A 17,069-nucleotide genomic window follows, 5' to 3' on the forward strand; every position below is an offset into this window, starting at 1 on the left:
CGGGTCCGGGGCCAGGTCCGGGTCCGGGTCCGGGTCCGGGTCCGGGTCCGGGTCAGGCGAGGGTCACCTCGACCGGCAGTTTCTTGATGCCGTTGACGAAGTTCGAGCGCACTCGGGGGACGGCGCCGGCCAGCCGGATGTCGGCGATGCGGGGAATGAGCTCCTCGAACATGATGCGGATCTCGGTGCGGGCGAGCAGGTTGCCCAGGCACAGGTGGGGGCTGCCCTTGCCGAAGGTGACGTGGTCGTTGTCGGCGCGGGCGACGTCGAAGTCGTAGGGGTTGCCGAAGACTTCCTCGTCGCGGTTGCCGGACGCGTACCACATGACGACCTTGTCGCCCTCCCGGACCTGCTTGCCGCCGAGTTCGACGTCTCGGGTGGCGGTGCGGCGGAAGTGGTAGACGGGGGAGGCCCAGCGCAGGAACTCCTCGACGGCGGTGGGGATCAGGGCGGGGTTCTCCTGGAGCCGGGCGAGCTGCTCGGGGTGCTGGAGGAGGGCCAGCATGGAGTGGGTGATGGTGTGGCGGGTGGTCTCGTTGCCGGCCACCACCAGAAGCAGGAAGTAGTTGTCGAAGTCCTGCGAGGAGAGGGGCACGCCGTCGCGCGGGGTCTCGTTGACCAGCTTGGAGACCAGGTCGGCGCCGTTCCCGCCGCGCCGCTGCCGGGCCAACTCCCGTCCGTACTCGAAGACTTCGAGCGAGGCGGGGGAGCGGAAGGGCAGATCGCGGTACTTCTCGCTCTCCGCGCTGCCGAGCAGGACGTCCGCATAGTCGGGGTCGGTGTTGCCGATGATGCGGTTGCCCCAGTCGATCAGTTGCTGGTTGTCCTCCGGGGGGACGTCGAGGAGGCGGGCCAGGACGTTGATGGGGAAGTCGGCGGAGACGTCGGCGACGAAGTCGAAGCCGCCCTTGGCGAGGGCCGCGTCCAGGGTCTTCGCGGTGAGCCCGCGCAGGAAGTCGGCGTAGCTGTTGATCACGCTCGCGCCGAACTGACGCTGGAGCAGGCTGCGCAGCGCGCGGTGGCGGACTCCGTCGAGCTCCAGGATCGAGGCGCGTTTCTTGATCTGGTCCTCGTCGACCTCTTCGAGGTTGACGAACTTCATGGAGGTGAAGGTCTCCGCGTCACGGTCGACGCGGGCGATGTCCGCGTGCCGGGTGACGGCCCAGAAGCCGGAGTTGGGGGCCTCCTCGGGCTGCCAGTGCACCGGGTCCTGGTGGCGCAGGGTGTGGAACATGCGCCAGGGGGTGACGCCGTCGGTGAAGTTGTCCAGGTCGGCGAGGTCGACGTCGGCCAGCCGCATGGGCTCGCTCGCGGCGGGGGTGAGGATCTCGGTCATGTGCGGTTCTCCGGAGGTCACAGGTGGTAGGCGTACTCGGTGAACTCCCAGTCGGTGACGTGCCGTTGGAAGCGTTCGACCTCGTTGCGCTTGTAGCTGAGGTAGGAGGAGGCGAAGTCCTTGCCGAGCACCTCGGCCAGTGCGGTGTCCGCCTCCAGCGCGTCGAGGGCGGCGGCCAGGGTCGTCGGCAGCACGGCGGCCCGCGACGGGTCGTAGCCGTAGCCCTCCAGCGGGGCCGGGGGCTCCTCGCCCGCCCGGATGCCGAGCAGCGCGGCGGCGATCGTGCCCGCGATCAGCAGATACGGGTTGGCGCTCGCGTCGCCCAGCCGCATTTCGAGGCGGGCGCCGGCGCCGCGCTCGGGCGGGATGCGGACCATGGCGCTGCGGTTGTCCAGACCCCAGTCGATCAGCCAGGGGGCGAGGGTGTCCGGGCCGAAGCGCTTGTACGAGTTGATCGTCGGGTTGGCGAGGGCGGCCAGCGCGGGTGCGTGGGCGAGGACGCCGGCGATCGCGTGGCGCGCGGTGGCGGACAGCCCGTAGGGGGCCGAAGGGTCGTCGAGGGTGTTGTAGGCACCTTCCTCGTCGGAGGCCTCGCACGACAGGTGGAGGTGGAAGCCGGAGCCGCCGGCGTCGTTGAACGGCTTGGCCATGAAGGTGGCGAGTCGGCCCTCCTTGCGGGCCAGCTCCTTGACGGCGCTCTTGAAACGGAACGCGCGGTCCGCGGCCGACAGGGCCTCGGAGTGGGTCAGATTGATCTCGAACTGGCCGCCGTCGAACTCGTGATTGCCGGTGGTGGCGCCGATGCGGAGATCGCGCAGGGCGCGCAGGGTCCGCAGGAGATGGTTGTCGGGGTCGGCCCGCAGGCCAGAGGTGTAGACGGCGCCCGTGGCGCCGGAGTAGCGCTTCCATCCGGTCGCGGTCTCCGGACTCTCGTCGCAGAGGAAGTATTCGAGTTCCGGGCCGACGACCGGGCGCAGTCCCTGCTCGGCGCACTGGTCGAGCACCGAGCGCAGCAGGTCGCGGGGCGACTCGGGGGCGGGCGCCCCGGTCGCCGCGTCCACGGCCTCGCCGAGACAGACGGCGACCCCGGGCTCCCAGGGCAGCGCGACCAGGGTGTCGAGGTCCGGGCGGACGGTGATGTCGGGCAGGCCCGCGTCCAGGCCGCCGGCCACGGGGACGACGTCCCCCTGCGGTGAGGTGTGGTAGACGGCGCGACAGAAGGCGAGCCCGTGCGCGCAGGCCGCGGGCAGCTGGTCGAGCAGGACGTCACGGGCGCGGTCGGTGCCGATGAGATCGGGATAGGTCACCCGGACCACGTCGATGCCCTCCGCGGCCAGCCGCTCCTGGTGCCGGCCGACGTCCGGCTTTTGAGATGCGCTCACCGATGTCTCCTCGGGGGCGGATGGACGGGGGCGCCCCCCGATCCATGTTGTTTGGTGCCAAACGATAGGGAGGGGTCCAGGGGTCCACAAGGGGTGGTGTCAATAAAATTATCCAGGTGGACAGGTATTGACCAGGGGTGGGCCGCTTCCTATGTTGTTTGGAGTCAAATGAACTGGAGGTCGGCCATGAAGGTCGTCGTCGACATGAACAAGTGCCAGGACCACGGTCAGTGCGTCTTCGCCGCGCCCGACGTCTTCCGACTCGACGAGAACGGGCGTCTGGGCTACGTCGGCGACCCCGACGACGCCCTGCGCGACGAAGTCGAGGAAGCCGCCGACGTCTGCCCCCTGCAGGCCATCCGGATCGAGGACTGAGGCCCCATGACCGAAACCGCCACCGGACGCGTCCTCGTCGCGGGCGCCTCGATGGCCGGCCTGCGCGCCGCCGAACAACTGCGCTCGGCGGGCTGGACCGGAGCGATCACGATCGTCGGGGACGAGCCGCACATGCCCTACAACCGGCCGCCGCTCTCCAAGGAGGTCCTCGCCGGAAAGGCGCCCTTCGCATCGCTGGCCTTCCGGCTCCGCCCGAGCGTGGCCGACGTGCAATGGCGCCTGGGCGCGAGGATCGCCGCTGCCGGCCTGTCGGCGCGCACCGTCGAACTCGACGACGGCGAGACGATCCCCTACGACGGTCTGGTCGTCGCCACCGGCATGCGGCCACGGCGGCTGCGCTGCCCGGGCCCCCTCGCCGGCCGTCACACGGTCCGCACCCTCGACGACGCCCAGGGCCTGCGGGAGGAGCTGACCCGACCGGGCGTGCGCCTGGTCGTCGTGGGCGCGGGCTTCATCGGCTGCGAGGTCGCCGCCACCGCCGTGGGACTCGGCGTGGCCGAGGTGACCGTCGTCGACCCGCTCCCGCTGCCCATGGTGGGCCCGCTCGGCGAACTCGTCGCACGTGCCCTGCTCGAGCGGCACGAGGAACGCGGAGTGCGCTTCGCGCTCGGCACGGGCGTCACCGGGTTCGAGGGCGACGACCGGGTCACGGGCGTGGCGCTCGACGACGGCACGGTCCTGCCCGCGGACGTCGTGCTGGAATCGGTCGGCTCCCTCGCGAACACCGAGTGGCTGGACGGCAACGACCTCGACCTGTCCGACGGCGTGCTCACCGACGCGGCTCTGCGCGTCGGCGGCCGGCCGGACGTCGTCGCGGTCGGCGATGTGGCCCGCTTCCCCAACGCCCGCTACGACGGTGTGCCGCGCCGCGTCGAGCACTGGTGCATCCCCACCGACACCGCCAGGCACGCGGCCAGGGCGCTGGCCGCCCACCTCGTCGGTGCCGAAGCGGACCCGGCCCCCTTCGCACCGCTGCCCTCCTTCTGGAGCGACCAGCACGACTTCCGGCTCCAGGCCTTCGGCGCGCCCGGGCTCGGCAAGGACGACGTCCGTGTCCTGGACGGCGACCCGGACGGCGACGCCCTGATCGGCTACCACCGCCACGACCGGCTGGTCGGCGTCGTCGCCCTCGGCGGTCCCGCCGCCGTGTCCGCCGCCGCCCGCTACCGCGCCGAACTGCTCGAGCAGCCCGCCCTCACCGCGTAAGGAACCCCTGTCATGGCCAGCGTCCGTGGTTACTTCCATCCCAAGACGGCGACCGGCTCGTCGTCGCTGATCCCCTCGCCGCCCTGGCGGTACTCGGGCGACCTGCTCACCGTCGAGTACCGCACCGACCCGGACCGGGTGCGCGAACTGCTCCCCGAATCCCTGGAGTTGGCCGACGAGGACCCAGGTGCGGTGGCGCTGATCTGGGCGGACTGGCAGTCCTGCTCGGCGTCCGGAGCGGAGCTGCTCGACCCGGTGCTCGCCCAGTACAAGGAGGCCTTCGCGGTCGTCCGCTGCAAGTACCGGGGCCGGACGTACTCGCGGTGCGTGTACATCTGGGTCGACAAGGACTTCGCCGTCGCCCGCGGTCTGCACCAGGGCTATCCGAAGAAGCTCGGCTCGATCCATCAGACGCGTCCGCATCCGTACGGGCCCGCTCCGCGCATCGAGGCGGGCGCCCGCTTCGGCGCGACGCTGGCCGCGGCGGACCGCCGGCTGGCGCAGACGGTGGTCACCCTGCGCGAGCCGGCCGAGTCCAACGGCTTCGTCAACGCTCATCCCATGGCCCACCACCGCTGGCTGCCGTCCATCGAGAAGGGCAAGGGCCTCGCGCTGGACGAGCTGATCGAGACCGGGGCGGCGTCGTTCGAGGGCGGCCGGCCGTGGGTGGGCGACGCCGAGCTGGAGCTGTTCGAGGCGCCCACCGAGGAGCTGGCCCGGCTGGAGATCCGGGAGCCGATTGCCGCGTACTACCGCCAGGTCGGCGTGGTCTGGGACGGCGGGCGGCTGCTGGAGTCCGGCACGTCCGAAGCGTCTGCCGAGTGACCCCCGTACGCATCACAGGACTTGGAGACCGGACATGACCGAACACACGCTCACGGTGGCCGGGGTCGCCGTCGACACCCGGCACTGGATCGGCGGTGAGCGCGTCGCCTCCGCCGCGACCTTCACCGACGTCTCGCCGATCGACGCAAGCGTCCTCGGCGAGATCGCCCGCGGTACGGCGGTGGAGGCGGCTGCGGCCGTCGCCGCCGCCAAGGAGGCCTTTCCCGCCTGGGCCGCCACTTCTCCCGCCGAGCGCGCCCGCATCCTGCACGCCGTCGCCGACGGCGTCGAGAAGCGGATCGAAGAGCTCGCGATCGTCGAGACCCATGACAACGGCGCCCTGCTGCGCTCCCACCGTCGGGGTGTGATGCCCCGGGTGGCGCACAACTTCCGGTTCTTCGCGGACTGGCTGCTGAGGCTGGACCACGAGGACTTCGAGACACGCGGTCACACCAACCGCGTCAGCTGGGATCCGGCGGGACCCTGCGTGCTGATCACGCCGTGGAACGCGCCCCTGATGCTGGCCACCTGGAAGGTCGCCCCGGCCCTCGCCGCGGGCAACACGGTCGTCCTCAAGCCTGCCGAGTGGTCGCCGTTGACCGCCTCCCTGCTGGCCGACATCGCCGCCGCGGCCGGGCTGCCCGCCGGGGTGCTGAACGTGGTCCAGGGCTACGGTTCGGAGATCGGCGACGCGCTCACCTCGCACCCGGACGTGCGCCGCATCAGCTTCACCGGCTCGGTGCCGACCGCCAGGCGCATCGCGGCGTCGGCCGCGGCCAACCTGACCCCGCTGAGCCTCGAACTCGGCGGCAAGTCACCGCTGTTGGTGTTCGCGGACGCCGACCTCGAACTCGCCGTCGACCTCGCGGTGGAGCAGTACGACAACGCCGGGCAGGTGTGCCTGGCCGCCACCCGCTTCCTGGTGGAGGAGACGATCGCCGACGAGTTCACCCGCCGGTTCGTCGAGAAGGCCGCCCGGCTGACGCAGGGCGACCCGCGCGACGAGGCCACCGACCTGGGCCCGAACATCCACCCCCGCCAGCTGGAGAAGATCGACGGCTTTGTGCGGCGGGCGATCGCGGCCGGGGCGCGCGCGGTCATCGGCGGGCACCTCAAGGGCGACCAGTACTACGCGCCCACCCTTCTCACCGACGTCGCCCAGGACTCCGAGATCGTCCAGGAGGAGGTGTTCGGCCCGGTCCTGACCCTGCAGACCTTCGCCACCGAAGAAGAAGCCGTCCGCCTGGCCAACGACACCCGCTTCGGACTGGCCGCCACGCTCGCCACCGGCGACCGTGAGCGCGCCGAACGCGTCACCGCACAGCTGGTGGCGGGCACGGTCTGGGTCAACTGCTTCTTCGTCCGCGATCTACAGGCCCCCTTCGGCGGCTCCCGACTCTCGGGCGTCGGCCGCGAGGGCGGCACCTGGAGCTTCGACTTCTACTGCGACCTGAAGAACACCGTCACCGCGCCCGAGGGGTGGACGAACCATGGGTGAGATCGTCGGGGCGGGCCTGCTCGCGCATGTCCCCACCATCGTGCTCCCGGAGGCCGACCGGCTGGAGCTGAACGAGGGCAAGGAGATCACCCTCGTCACCGGACTCCGCCGGCTCCGCCGGGAGGTCTTCGAGCGGGACGACTACGACACCGTCGTCGTTCTCGACTCCCACTGGGCGACCACCGTCGAGTTCGTCGTCACCGCACAGCAGCGGCGCGCGGGCCTCTTCACCTCCGAGGAGCTGCCGCGGGGGATGTGCCGGATGCCGTACGACTTCCCCGGCGATCCCGAACTCGCCCACAGCATCGCCTCGTTCGCCGACCGGCACGGCACCTGGATCACCCCGATCGAGGACGACTACCTGCCGGTCTACTACGCGACCACGAACCTCTGGAAGTTCCTCGGCGAGGGGCTGCCCGACAAGCGGTGGGTGAGCATCGGGGTCTGCCAGACCGGCGACATGGAGGATCATCTGCGGCTCGGCCGGGCGCTGGCCGACGGCATCGCCGCCACTCCCGGCCGGCGGGTCCTGCTCATCGCCTCCGGCGCGCTCTCGCACACGTTCTGGCCGCTGCGCGAGATCCGCGACCACGAGGCCAGCGACCCGGTGCACATCCGCACCCCGGAAGCCCGCGAGGCCGACCGCGAGCGCATCGCCTGGTTCAAGGAGGGCCGTCACGACAAGGTCCTCGACACCATGGACGAGTTCTGGAAGTTCAAGCCCGAGGCGAAGTTCTTCCACTATCTGATGCTGGCCGGCGCCCTCGGTGAGCAGGCCTGCACGGCCGGGGCCCGCCAGTACGGCGAGTACGAGAACTCCGTCGGCACCGGCCAGGTCCACCTCTGGTTCGACCGCCCTGCCGACGGCTGGACCGGCACGGGAGCCCCCGTGACCGCCGCGCCCCACCACCCGCACCGCCGATCCTAGGAAGGCCGCCATGCCCGAATACCGCCGCATCCTCGTCGACGGCGCCGTCGTCGAAACCGTCCGGGACGGGGAGGAACTCGTCGTCGGCGACGGCCGCCGTGTCAAGATCGAGGAGGCCCGTCACCTCCCGCCGGTGGTCCCCTCCAAGGTGATCGCCGTCCACCTCAACCACCGCAGCCGCGTCGACGAGTTCCGCATCGGCCTGCCCGACGCCCCGACCTACTTCCACAAGCCGACCTCCTCCCTCAACTCCCACCGGGGCGCGATCGTGCGCCCGGAGGGCTGCAAGTGGCTCAACTACGAGGGCGAGGTCGCCATCGTCATCGGCAGGACCGCGCGGAACATCTCCCCGGCCGAGGCGGGGGAGTACATCGCCGGCTACACGATCGCCAACGACTACGGACTGCACGACTTCCGCGACACCGACGCCGGCTCCATGCTCCGGGTCAAGGGCTCCGACACCCTGTGCCCGCTCGGCCCCGGACTGGTCACCGACTGGGACTTCCACGGCAAGCGGCTGCGGACGTACGTCAACGGCGAGGTGGTGCAGGACGGCTCGACCGACGAGATGAAGTGGGACATGCACTACCTCGTCGCCGACATCGCCCGGACGATCACCCTGTACCCCGGCGACGTGCTCCTGTCGGGCACCCCGGCCAACTCCCGCCCCGTCCAGCCCGGCGACGTCGTCGAGGTCGAGGTCGAAGGGCTCGGACGGCTCACCAACCACGTCGTCACCGGTCCGACCGCCGTCCGTGCCGACGTCGGCGCCCAGCCCACCGAGTCGGAGGAGGTGCTGTCCACCGCGCTCGGCGGCGACTGGGAGTTCCGCGGCATCCGCGCGCCCAGGCGATGACACGAGAACGTGACCTGCGGTCCGCTTGGATAGGGTCGCCTGCATGACCGAGTCCGCGGACGCCTCCCCGAGCCGACAGCCCCGCAAGCGCCTGCAGTACGGCGAAGGCCGCGAAGCCCTGCTCAACGCCGCCGTACGCGTCGTCGCGCGGGGCGGACTGCGCAAGCTCACCTACCGGGCGGTCGCGGAAGAGGCCGGCGTCACCCACGGGCTCGTCGTGCATCACTTCGGCTCGCGCGACGCGCTGATCGAGGAGGCCCTCGCCCACACGATCCGCACCTCGCTGAGCATCAGCGCGCTCGAGCCCGGCACCGGCAGGGTCGCGGACTTCTCGACCGGACTGTCCGACATGGTCACGGCGACTCCGGACACCCAGGCGTTCCAGTATGAACTGCTGCTGGAGTCCCGGCGCCGCCCGGAGCTGCTGCCGCAGATCCGCGAGCTGTACGACGAGTACTTCGACGCCGCCCAGCGCGAGCTCGGCCGGATGCTGCCGGCCGGTGCGGACCGGGCGCTGACCCGGTTGGTCTTCGCCGCGCTCGACGGTCTCGTGCTGCATCAACTCGTCCTCGGCGAGCCCGAGGTCACGGACGCGGCCCTGGAGGAGCTGCGTTCCCTGCTGAGGCTTCTCGACGCCAACGGAGCCGACGGCGCCAGCGCCGACGGCGGCAATGGCGGCAATGGCGGCGAGACCGGCGCATGACGGTCTGACCGGAGCATTTCCTGGCCCTGGACGCCTCGCGTCCGGGGCCTTTTCAAATCTCCACCAGATCCCTTGCCAAACGGATAGTTCCAGCCCACTATGAGGCAACTCGTTTGGATCGAAACGAATCCCCCCGCGCTTACCTTCCCGTCCCCTTCCCCGTCCCGGCAGGTGATCCGAGTGGACAGTCAGACGGCGGTTGCCCCGCACACCGCGCAAGATTCATCCATGACAGGCAGGCTCAAGCCCGATTCGCTCGGCGTCCTGGGCATCGTGTTCTTCGTCCTCTCCGCCCAGGCGCCGCTGACCGGCATCGCCGGCGCCGTGCCCATCGCCATCCTGATAGGCAACGGAGCCGGCGTTCCCGCCGCGTATCTCGCGGTCGGCGTCGTGATCCTGCTGTTCTCCATCGGCTTCGTGGCCATGAGCCGCCACGTCGTGGACGCCGGCGCCTTCTACACCTACATCGGCAAGGGCCTCGGCCGACCGACCGGCTCCGGCAGCGCCGGTGTCGCCCTCTTCGCCTACTGCGCCATCCAGGCCGCCATGTACGGGCTGTACGGCGCGACGGTGAGCGGCCTGGTCGAGCACTACACCGACACGCACGTGGCGTGGTGGGTCTGGGCGCTCGTCACGATGGTGATCGTCCAGATCCTCGGCGCCGTCGGCATCGAGATGGGAGCGAAGGTCCTGGCCGTCTTCGTCCTGGCGGAGTTCAGCATCCTGACCGTCTTCTCCCTCGTGACCTTCTTCAAGGGCGGCGGTCCCGAGGGCCTCAATGTCGCCGACAGCTTCTCGCCGCACGCCGCACTGCAGGGCGCTCCCGGTGTGGCGCTGATGTTCGCCGTGGCGTCGATGTTCGGCTTCGAGTCGACCGCCATCTACGGCGAGGAGGCCCGAGAGCCCAAGAAGACCGTGCCGCGGGCCACCTATCTGTCCCTCGCGGTGATCACCGGCTTCTTCGCCTTCACCTCCTGGATGCTGGTCTCCGCGCACGGCGCGTCCCAGGTCACGGCCGAGGCGGGCAAGGCGGTGGAGTCCGGCGACGCCGCATCGTTCGTCTTCGCACCCATCGGCGCCCAGTTCGGCGCCTGGACCGACGACGTGCTGCCCGTCCTGCTGGCCACCTCGCTCTTCGCCGGCATCCTGGCCTTCCACAACTCCGCCAACCGCTACCTGTTCTCCCTGGGCCGCGAGGGACTGCTGCCGCACGGCCTCACCACCGTCAACCGGCGTCACTCGCCCTGGGCGGCCGGCGCCGTGCAGACCGTGATCGCCGTCGCGATGGTCATGCCGTTCGCGGTGCTGGGCAAAGACCCGGTGCTGACGCTCTTCTCCTGGTTCAGCGGCATCGCCGTGCTGGGGATCATGCTCCTGTACTTCCTGACCTCGGTCTCCGTGGTGGTCTACTTCCGCCGCTCGCGCGTCGACAGCCGGCCCTGGAACACACTGATCGCGCCGATCCTGGGAGCGCTCGGCATCGCCGGTTCGATCTGGCTCATCCTGGACAACTTCACGACGCTCATCGGCGGCGACCGGACCACCGCCGTCTGGCTCGAGCTGTCGGTCCCGGCCGTGCTGGTCCTGGGACTCGTCACGGCACGGCTGACCCGGCACAACTCCCGAGCCGCGGGCTGATCCCGCCGCCGCGCCGATGGTCGGGTACGGCACCCGGCACCCGCTCCCGGGTGCCGTACGGACAGGAAACAGACACGAAGGGGAAGCGGATGCCAGGCCTGGCTCTGACCCACGAAGAGCTGCTACGCCGCGCCGAAGACTGCGCCAAGGACCTGAGCCTGCCCGGACAGCATCACATCGACGGTGCGAACGAGCCGGGCAGCGGCTCCACGTTCACCGTCGTCTCGCCGCGCGACGGGCGACGCCTCGCCGAGGTCGCGAACGCCCGGCCCGCCGAGGTCGACCTGGCCGTGGCCGCCGCGCGCCGGGCCTTCGACACGGGCCCCTGGCCGCGTCTGGCCCCCGCCGACCGCGGCCGGATCCTGCTGCGCATCGCGGAACTCCTCGAAGAGCAGCGGGAGAAGCTCGCCCTGACCGTCAGCCTGGAGATGGGCAAGCCCATCACGGACGCCTACGACATCGAACTGCGCGCCGCGATCAACACCTTCCGCTGGTACGGGCAGTCGGCGGACAAGCAGACCGACGAGTCCCCGCACACCGCTCCCGACGCGCTGGCCCTGGTCACCCGGGAGCCGGCCGGAGTCGTCGGCGCCGTCGTGCCGTGGAACTTCCCGCTGACGCTGGCGAGTTGGAAGGTGGCTCCCGCGCTCGCCGCGGGCTGCACCGTCGTGCTGAAGCCGTCGGAGAACTCCCCGCTGTCCGCGCTGCTGCTCGGCCGGCTGTCCACCGAGGCAGGTCTGCCCCCGGGCGTGCTCAACGTGGTGACCGGCGACGGGCCCGTGGCCGGGCGGGCGATCGGACTGCACCCCGACGTCGACGTCCTCGCGTTCACCGGATCCACGGCGGTCGGCCGCCACTTCCTGCGCTACGCGGCCGACTCCAACCTCAAGCGCGTCTGGCTGGAACTCGGCGGCAAATCGCCGAACATCATCCTCCCCGACGCCCCCGACCTGGAGAAGGCCGCCGCCACCGCCGCCTGGGGCATCTTCTTCAACCAGGGGGAGATGTGCACGGCCCCCTCCCGGCTGCTCGTCCACTCGTCCGTCGCCGAACGCGTCACCGAGGCGATCGTGGCGCGTGCCCGGGAACTGCGGGTCGGGGATCCGCTGGATCCCGCCACCGAGATGGGCGCACTGGTCGGCGAGAGCCATCTGGAACGCGTCCTCGGCCATGTCGGAACCGGCCGCGAAGAAGGCGCGCGGCTGCGCGTCGGCGGCGAACGCACCCTGGCCGACACCGGCGGCAGCTATCTGCGGCCCACCGTCTTCGACCAGGTCGACCCCGGCATGCGGCTCGCCCGGGAGGAGATCTTCGGACCCGTCCTCTCCGTCCTCGCCTTCGACGACCTGGAGGAGGCGGTACGCCTCGCCAACGCCACCGAGTACGGGCTCGCCGCCGGCCTGTGGACCTCTGACCTGTCCACCGCCCACAAGGTCTCCCGGGCCCTGAAGGCCGGCACGGTCTGGGTCAACTGCTACGAGGAGGGCGACCTGACCGTCCCCTTCGGCGGCGTGAAGCAGTCCGGCAACGGCCGCGACAAGTCCGCCCACGCCCTGGAGAAGTACACCGAACTCAAGACCACGTGGATCCAGCTGTGACGACGCCCCCGCGACCGCTCATCGCGATCCCCGCCCGCTTCTCCGCCACGACCTCCGCGCTGCGGTACGCCGCCGAGGTCAACGCCCGCGCGCTGATCGAGGCCGTCTGGCGGGCGGGGGGCGAACCGGCGGGCATCCACCCCGCGGACTCGGACGTCGCCGCCCGCCTCGCCCGCTTCGACGGCGTCCTGCTCCCCGGCGGAGGCGACCTGGCCCCACACCGCTACGGCGCCGCCGACACCCATGACGCCGTGTACGACGTCGACGACCTCCAGGACGCCTTCGACCTCGAAGTCGCCCGCCACGCACTGCACTCGGGCATACCGCTGCTGGCGATCTGCCGCGGTCTGCAGGTCGTCGACGTCGCCCTCGGCGGCACCCTGGAACAGGACATGGGCGGCCCGGACCGCGAGCACCGCCACCTCCTGCACCCGGTGGCGATCCAGCGCGCCACGCTGCTGGAGCAGGCGACCGGCGCGGAGAAGGCCCTGGCCTCCTGCTACCACCACCAGCGGACCAGTCGGCTCGGGGCAGGACTCACGGTCACCGCACGCGCCGCCGACGGCACGGTGGAAGGGCTCGAACTTCCCGGCGCGCCAGGCTGGTTCACCGCCGTCCAGTGGCACCCCGAGGACACCGCCCACGAGGACCCCGCCCAACAGGGCCTCTTCGACGCCCTCGTGCGAGCGGCCCGCGAGAGACGCTGACGCCGTCGCCGTCCACGTGCGGTTCGGCAACGCCTACAAAGGGCGCGCGGCCTCAGCTCTGTGGACGGCGGCCGCTGCGACGCGGTGCCGGGGACGCGCCGTCGAGGAGGGCCAGGCGGCGTTCCTCGCCCTGTTCCTCCACCTGGAGCACCACGCGCCGCAGTCCGTCGGCGAGGCTGCGGCACTCCTCGTCGGTCAGCTGCGCGGTGACGAAGCCCTCCTCGTCGTTGAACGCGGGGAACAGCCGCTGCATCAGCGCCTCGCCCTCCTCGGTGAGGCTGAGCAGGACCAGCCTGCCGTCCGTCGGGTGAGCGGCCCGCCGCACCAGCCCGCGCTTCTCCAGCGTCCGCGAGACCCCGGTGAGCGTCCCCTTGGAGATCCCCGCCTCCTCGGCCACGTGCCGTGTCTCCGACTCGCCCCAGATCCACACCACCCACAGCACGACGAACGCCGTCCAGGTGAGGTCGGCGCCGCGCAGCACGGAGTTCTCCAGATGCTGCCGGACCGCCGAGGCGGCGCGGTAGATATTGGCGACGGCGGCCATCCGCTCCGTGCGGACGGGAACCCCGCCGAGCTTGGCCGCGGCCAGTTTCTCGGCTTGGGTGATGGATCGGTGGCCGGGCACAGGCACACTCCTTCGCAGCCGCGAGGCCGCATCGCGCGAAGTCGTTCGTGCCCAAATTGTATCCAGCTCGCGCTGGGCTCAGCGGCGCAACGGCGTCGGCTTCAGGCGGGGTCGCGGTGGTCGGTGTCGTAGCGGTCGCGGGCCGCGTGGACCTCGTCGAAGTGGGTCTCCGCCCAGGTCTTCACGGCGGTGAGGAGCTGGGCGAGGCTGCTGCCCAGCGGGGTGAGCTCGTAGTCGACGCGGACCGGGACGGACGGGGTGACCGTGCGGGTCAGGATGCCGTCGCGTTCGAGGCTGCGCAGGCTCTGGGTGAGCATCTTGGGGCTGACGCCGGCGATCGTGCGGTTGAGGTCGCTGTAGCGCTGGGGGCCGACGGAGAGGGCGGCGACGACCAGACTGATCCACTTGTCGCTGATGCGGTCGAGGAGCTGGTTGGTGGGGCAGCTGCGCAGAAACGCGTCGTACTCGTGCCGGGCCTGTTCGCGCTGCTGGGCCGCCGTCTTCGTCGCCATGGCTCACCTCATGGGTAGGTAGGCACCTTCAGGTAACTACTATCCCCTGGATACTAACTCTTCCTAGGGTTGTGCGCAGCGGCGAAGACCCCGCCGCGAATTGCCTGACATGGGGAGTTGAGTGTGATGCGTGCTGCTGTGGTGACCTCGTTCGGCGGGCCCGAGGCCGTGGAGATCGTCGAGGTGGAGACACCGGAGCCAGGCGCCGGCGAGGTGCGGATCAAGGTGGCGGCGGCCGCGCTGAACCCGGTGGACGCGGGTGTGCGCGTCGGCGCGTTCGGCGGGGCGGGCCGACGGCTCGGGCTGGGCTGGGACATCGCCGGGACGGTGGACGCGGTGGGCGCGGGAGCCGACCGGCAGGTGGGCGAGGAGGTCGTCGCGCTTCACTACGGCATGGGCGCCGAGCTGGGCTCGCACGCGGAGTACATCGTCGTCCCGGCGTCCGCGGTGGCCAAGGCCCCGACGACGGTCGACACCGTCCACGCGGCCACCCTTCCACTGAACGCGCTCGCCGCCGCACAGGCCCTGGACCTGCTGTCGCTCGATCCCGGACAGTCGCTGGTGGTGACCGGGGCGGCGGGCGCGCTCGGCGGGTTCGCGGTGCGGTTGGCCGCACACCGCGGGGTCACGGTGACGGGCGTGGCCCGGCCGGCGGACGAGGAGTTCGTACGGTCTCTCGGCGCCGCGCACTTCAGCACAGGTGAGGTCGCGGCCGGCGGGGCCGACGCCGTCCTGGACGCGGCGCAGCTCGGTGAGCGGGCGCTGGCGTGGGTGCGGGACGGGGGCGCCTTCGCCGGGGTGATCCCGGGGGCCCAGCCCGCCTCCGTGCGGGGCGTGCGGACCGCCGCGGTCGAGGTGGCCGCCGACGGGGCCCGGCTGGCGGAGCTGGTCCGGCTGGTGGACGACGGCGTGCTGACACTGCGGGTGGCCGAGACGTTCGCCCTGGCGGACGCGGCCAAGGCCCACGCCCGGCTCGCGGAGGGCGGGACACGGGGACGGCTGGTCCTGGCGCCCTAGCCGGGCTCGAGGCCCGGTCGAACGCCGCCGAACGCCGCCGGGCGGCGGCGTCCGACGGCGGACTCAGCAGGCCGGGCCCGGCATCATGCGGACGTCAGTCCGTTGGTGCAGGCTGCTCCCGGCTCGGGCGTCTGCGGGCCCTGGACGTACTTGGTGAGGAACTGCTCGACCCGAGGGTCGGACGCCTTGTCCACGGTGAGCTGCCGTCCCCAGGCCGACAGCGTGATCGTCCCGGACTGGTCCTCGACGGGGCTCATCAGCGTGTACGGGGTCTTGGCCACCTTGTCGCCGAGGGCCTTGACATCGGCCTCGGCGACCTTGGAGTTGTACGTCACCCAGACCGCCCCGTGCTCCAGGGAGTGCACGGCGTTCTCGTTCGCTATGGCCTTCGTGTAGACGGTGCCGTTGCAGGTCATCCACGCCTGGCTGTGGTCGCCGCCGACGGGCGGGTTCATCGGGTAGTCGACCTGGCCCTGAACGTGGTTCTGCGTGAGCTTCTTCGCGTTCCACGTCTTCTCGCCGGAGACGGGCTCCTTCGCGGCGGCGGCCTGCTGCTCGGACTTCTCGTCGGCGCTGTTGACGGCGTACGCGCCCCAGCCCGCCAGCCCGGCGACGACGACCGTGCCGAGCGTGATGGCGAAGACGCGGTTTCTGCGGTCGCGGGCCTTCTCGGCGCGCCGCATCTCCTCGATGCGGGCCTTACGGGACAGGGATGCGGCCTTCTTGCTGGTCTTGCTCATGGCTGAGCCCTTCTTCCCGCCGTACGGCGGTGGGTGCAGGGGGTGAGTGGATGGCGTTCGGCGCGGGCGCGGGTGCGCGGCGCCACGGCACCCGTCTAGGTCCGCTGCACCTGGAGGACGTGAAGATCGGGAGCGCCGACGGCCGGCGGAGGCCGGGCGAGGAGCGTGGGGCCGTCCGGCCGCCGGGGGAGGCCCGGCGTACGGGGCAGGACCGCCGCGGACCGCTGGACGGGTGCGACGAGCACTCCCGTCACGTGGTGGAACGCCTGAGCGCAGCACACGTCCCCTGAGGGACAGTCACCCGCGTATGCGGCCGGCGCCGAGTGGTGCTCGGCAGGAGCGCCTGCCGCGGTCGTCGTCGCAGCGGCGTGGTCGCCGCTTCCGTGTGCCACATAGCCCAGGCACATCACGGCAGTTGCAAGCAGAACGGCCAGGGCGGGGCACAGGAACGTGACGTGCGTGGTCCACCGCGCCCCGCGGGTCCTGTGCTGCGCCGACTGCGCCCGGCTCCTCATCACCGGTGATGCTAAGCGGTCCCTGTGGGCGACGCGGCCGCCGGGCCCGACCGGTGAGTGGGAGCGGTCGCGCTAGCCGGGGGTGGGTTCGTAGGAGCTGATCGTGTACTGGGCTTCGTCGTCGATGGAGTTCTCGTCCCGGTCCAGGGAGATCCGCACGGGGCGCCCGTCGGCCGCGTACTCCGCGTCCGCGGTGTCGGCGCCGTCGCTGCGGGCCTCTGCCAGCGTCTTCAACAGCCCGCCGATCGTGGGGATTCGATCCGGCTGCTCCTGTGCCTGGCGTCGGCTGTCCTCGTCGAGCCCGACGGCTTCGGCCACCGCGCCGTTCCGGACCGTCACGCGGAAGGTTCCCGCCAGGACCTGGGTGAGCGATGTCAGCGTGTAGGTGTAGGAGGCGGGCTCGACCCAGGCGGTCTTCGGCCGGTCTTTCCCGGGGGATTCCGAGGACGGCGAGGATTCGCAGGCTGCGGTGGCGCACAGCAGGGTCGCGGCCAGCGCGGCTGCGGAGACGAAACGGGGACGGGAACGTTCGTCGGCCATGGGAACTCCCTCGGTTCGGCTGCCACTGTGACGCGAGCCGACCCCAG

Annotated in this window: 18 protein-coding genes; 11 read left to right on the forward strand and 7 right to left on the reverse strand. The window is 71.3% G+C overall.

Annotation, left to right across the window (positions count from 1 at the left end):
• Positions 1 to 52: 52 nt before the first annotated feature.
• A complete protein-coding gene (locus ABZ725_RS07690; protein ID WP_358801822.1) occupies positions 53 to 1,336 on the reverse strand; it encodes a cytochrome P450 in 1,284 nt (427 codons plus the stop codon).
• Between the two features lie 17 nt (positions 1,337 to 1,353).
• Positions 1,354 to 2,718, reverse strand: a complete 1,365-nt coding sequence (locus tag ABZ725_RS07695; protein ID WP_358801823.1) for a glutamine synthetase family protein — start codon at positions 2,716 to 2,718, stop codon at positions 1,354 to 1,356.
• A gap of 186 nt (positions 2,719 to 2,904) precedes the next feature.
• On the opposite strand from ABZ725_RS07695, the gene ABZ725_RS07700 reads away from it, so the two are divergent.
• From ABZ725_RS07700 to ABZ725_RS07745, 10 genes are all read left to right on the forward strand, one after another.
• Positions 2,905 to 3,093: a ferredoxin gene (locus ABZ725_RS07700; protein WP_232655021.1), complete on the forward strand. Its 189-nt coding sequence runs from the start codon at positions 2,905 to 2,907 to the stop codon at positions 3,091 to 3,093.
• Between the two features lie 6 nt (positions 3,094 to 3,099).
• Complete coding sequence (locus tag ABZ725_RS07705) at positions 3,100 to 4,320, forward strand: FAD-dependent oxidoreductase (protein ID WP_358801824.1); 1,221 nt, start codon at positions 3,100 to 3,102, stop codon at positions 4,318 to 4,320.
• A gap of 12 nt (positions 4,321 to 4,332) precedes the next feature.
• The gene (locus ABZ725_RS07710) at positions 4,333 to 5,145 is read left to right on the forward strand and encodes an acetoacetate decarboxylase family protein (protein ID WP_358801825.1); all 813 of its coding nucleotides are present in this window, start codon (positions 4,333 to 4,335) and stop codon (positions 5,143 to 5,145) included.
• 34 nt (positions 5,146 to 5,179) lie between these two features.
• On the forward strand, positions 5,180 to 6,643 hold the full coding sequence (locus tag ABZ725_RS07715) for an aldehyde dehydrogenase (RefSeq protein ID WP_358801826.1): 1,464 nt from the start codon (positions 5,180 to 5,182) through the stop codon (positions 6,641 to 6,643).
• Positions 6,636 to 7,571, forward strand: coding sequence for a 3,4-dihydroxyphenylacetate 2,3-dioxygenase (locus ABZ725_RS07720; RefSeq protein WP_358801827.1), 936 nt, complete (start codon positions 6,636 to 6,638; stop codon positions 7,569 to 7,571). The genes ABZ725_RS07715 and ABZ725_RS07720 overlap by 8 nt, the downstream gene beginning before the upstream one ends.
• A gap of 10 nt (positions 7,572 to 7,581) precedes the next feature.
• Positions 7,582 to 8,427: a fumarylacetoacetate hydrolase family protein gene (locus tag ABZ725_RS07725; protein WP_358801828.1), complete on the forward strand. Its 846-nt coding sequence runs from the start codon at positions 7,582 to 7,584 to the stop codon at positions 8,425 to 8,427.
• 43 nt (positions 8,428 to 8,470) lie between these two features.
• The gene (locus ABZ725_RS07730; RefSeq protein ID WP_358801829.1) at positions 8,471 to 9,130 is read left to right on the forward strand and encodes a TetR family transcriptional regulator; all 660 of its coding nucleotides are present in this window, start codon (positions 8,471 to 8,473) and stop codon (positions 9,128 to 9,130) included.
• Between the two features lie 180 nt (positions 9,131 to 9,310).
• A complete protein-coding gene (locus tag ABZ725_RS07735) occupies positions 9,311 to 10,768 on the forward strand; it encodes an APC family permease (protein ID WP_358801830.1) in 1,458 nt (485 codons plus the stop codon).
• Between the two features lie 89 nt (positions 10,769 to 10,857).
• Positions 10,858 to 12,366, forward strand: coding sequence for an aldehyde dehydrogenase (locus ABZ725_RS07740; RefSeq protein ID WP_358801831.1), 1,509 nt, complete (start codon positions 10,858 to 10,860; stop codon positions 12,364 to 12,366).
• Positions 12,363 to 13,073, forward strand: coding sequence for a gamma-glutamyl-gamma-aminobutyrate hydrolase family protein (locus ABZ725_RS07745; protein ID WP_358801832.1), 711 nt, complete (start codon positions 12,363 to 12,365; stop codon positions 13,071 to 13,073). The genes ABZ725_RS07740 and ABZ725_RS07745 overlap by 4 nt, the downstream gene beginning before the upstream one ends.
• A 52-nt stretch (positions 13,074 to 13,125) precedes the next feature.
• Here ABZ725_RS07745 and ABZ725_RS07750 read toward each other — a convergent pair whose 3' ends face one another.
• A complete protein-coding gene (locus ABZ725_RS07750) occupies positions 13,126 to 13,698 on the reverse strand; it encodes a MarR family transcriptional regulator (protein ID WP_358801833.1) in 573 nt (190 codons plus the stop codon).
• A 101-nt stretch (positions 13,699 to 13,799) separates the two neighbouring features.
• Positions 13,800 to 14,210 carry a helix-turn-helix domain-containing protein gene (locus ABZ725_RS07755; protein WP_358801834.1) on the reverse strand — a complete coding sequence of 137 codons (411 nt, stop codon included), beginning with the start codon at positions 14,208 to 14,210 and terminating at the stop codon, positions 13,800 to 13,802.
• A gap of 126 nt (positions 14,211 to 14,336) precedes the next feature.
• Between ABZ725_RS07755 and ABZ725_RS07760 the strand changes: the two genes are divergently transcribed.
• Complete coding sequence (locus tag ABZ725_RS07760; RefSeq protein WP_358801835.1) at positions 14,337 to 15,227, forward strand: zinc-binding dehydrogenase; 891 nt, start codon at positions 14,337 to 14,339, stop codon at positions 15,225 to 15,227.
• A gap of 83 nt (positions 15,228 to 15,310) precedes the next feature.
• Here the strand turns inward: ABZ725_RS07760 and ABZ725_RS07765 are convergent, their stop codons facing one another.
• The 3 genes from ABZ725_RS07765 to ABZ725_RS07775 form a co-directional block, all read right to left on the reverse strand.
• A complete protein-coding gene (locus tag ABZ725_RS07765) occupies positions 15,311 to 15,967 on the reverse strand; it encodes a DUF3105 domain-containing protein (protein ID WP_358801836.1) in 657 nt (218 codons plus the stop codon).
• A 95-nt stretch (positions 15,968 to 16,062) separates the two neighbouring features.
• Positions 16,063 to 16,482 carry a hypothetical protein gene (locus ABZ725_RS07770; protein ID WP_358801837.1) on the reverse strand — a complete coding sequence of 140 codons (420 nt, stop codon included), beginning with the start codon at positions 16,480 to 16,482 and terminating at the stop codon, positions 16,063 to 16,065.
• 72 nt (positions 16,483 to 16,554) lie between these two features.
• Entirely contained in the window at positions 16,555 to 17,022 is a 468-nt protein-coding gene (locus ABZ725_RS07775) for a DUF6174 domain-containing protein (RefSeq protein ID WP_358801838.1), read from the reverse strand.
• Positions 17,023 to 17,069 lie beyond the last annotated feature (47 nt).

This window comes from Streptomyces sp. NPDC006872 (assembly GCF_040635845.1).
In the GTDB taxonomy this organism is placed as follows: Bacteria; Actinomycetota; Actinomycetes; order Streptomycetales; family Streptomycetaceae; genus Streptomyces.

Excerpts from the sequence above, each read along its gene's own strand:
- ABZ725_RS07740 (WP_358801831.1), top strand. The coding sequence starts at position 10,858 with ATGCCAGGCCTGGCTCTGACCCACGAAGAGCTGCTACGCCGCGCCGAA.
- ABZ725_RS07760 (WP_358801835.1), top strand. The coding sequence starts at position 14,337 with ATGCGTGCTGCTGTGGTGACCTCGTTCGGCGGGCCCGAGGCCGTGGAG.
- ABZ725_RS07770 (WP_358801837.1), bottom strand. The coding sequence starts at position 16,482 with ATGAGGAGCCGGGCGCAGTCGGCGCAGCACAGGACCCGCGGGGCGCGG.
- ABZ725_RS07700 (WP_232655021.1), top strand. The coding sequence starts at position 2,905 with ATGAAGGTCGTCGTCGACATGAACAAGTGCCAGGACCACGGTCAGTGC.
- ABZ725_RS07755 (WP_358801834.1), bottom strand. The coding sequence starts at position 14,210 with ATGGCGACGAAGACGGCGGCCCAGCAGCGCGAACAGGCCCGGCACGAG.
- ABZ725_RS07765 (WP_358801836.1), bottom strand. The coding sequence starts at position 15,967 with ATGAGCAAGACCAGCAAGAAGGCCGCATCCCTGTCCCGTAAGGCCCGC.
- ABZ725_RS07730 (WP_358801829.1), top strand. The coding sequence starts at position 8,471 with ATGACCGAGTCCGCGGACGCCTCCCCGAGCCGACAGCCCCGCAAGCGC.
- ABZ725_RS07715 (WP_358801826.1), top strand. The coding sequence starts at position 5,180 with ATGACCGAACACACGCTCACGGTGGCCGGGGTCGCCGTCGACACCCGG.
- ABZ725_RS07720 (WP_358801827.1), top strand. The coding sequence starts at position 6,636 with ATGGGTGAGATCGTCGGGGCGGGCCTGCTCGCGCATGTCCCCACCATC.
- ABZ725_RS07710 (WP_358801825.1), top strand. The coding sequence starts at position 4,333 with ATGGCCAGCGTCCGTGGTTACTTCCATCCCAAGACGGCGACCGGCTCG.
- ABZ725_RS07705 (WP_358801824.1), top strand. The coding sequence starts at position 3,100 with ATGACCGAAACCGCCACCGGACGCGTCCTCGTCGCGGGCGCCTCGATG.
- ABZ725_RS07690 (WP_358801822.1), bottom strand. The coding sequence starts at position 1,336 with ATGACCGAGATCCTCACCCCCGCCGCGAGCGAGCCCATGCGGCTGGCC.
- ABZ725_RS07725 (WP_358801828.1), top strand. The coding sequence starts at position 7,582 with ATGCCCGAATACCGCCGCATCCTCGTCGACGGCGCCGTCGTCGAAACC.
- ABZ725_RS07775 (WP_358801838.1), bottom strand. The coding sequence starts at position 17,022 with ATGGCCGACGAACGTTCCCGTCCCCGTTTCGTCTCCGCAGCCGCGCTG.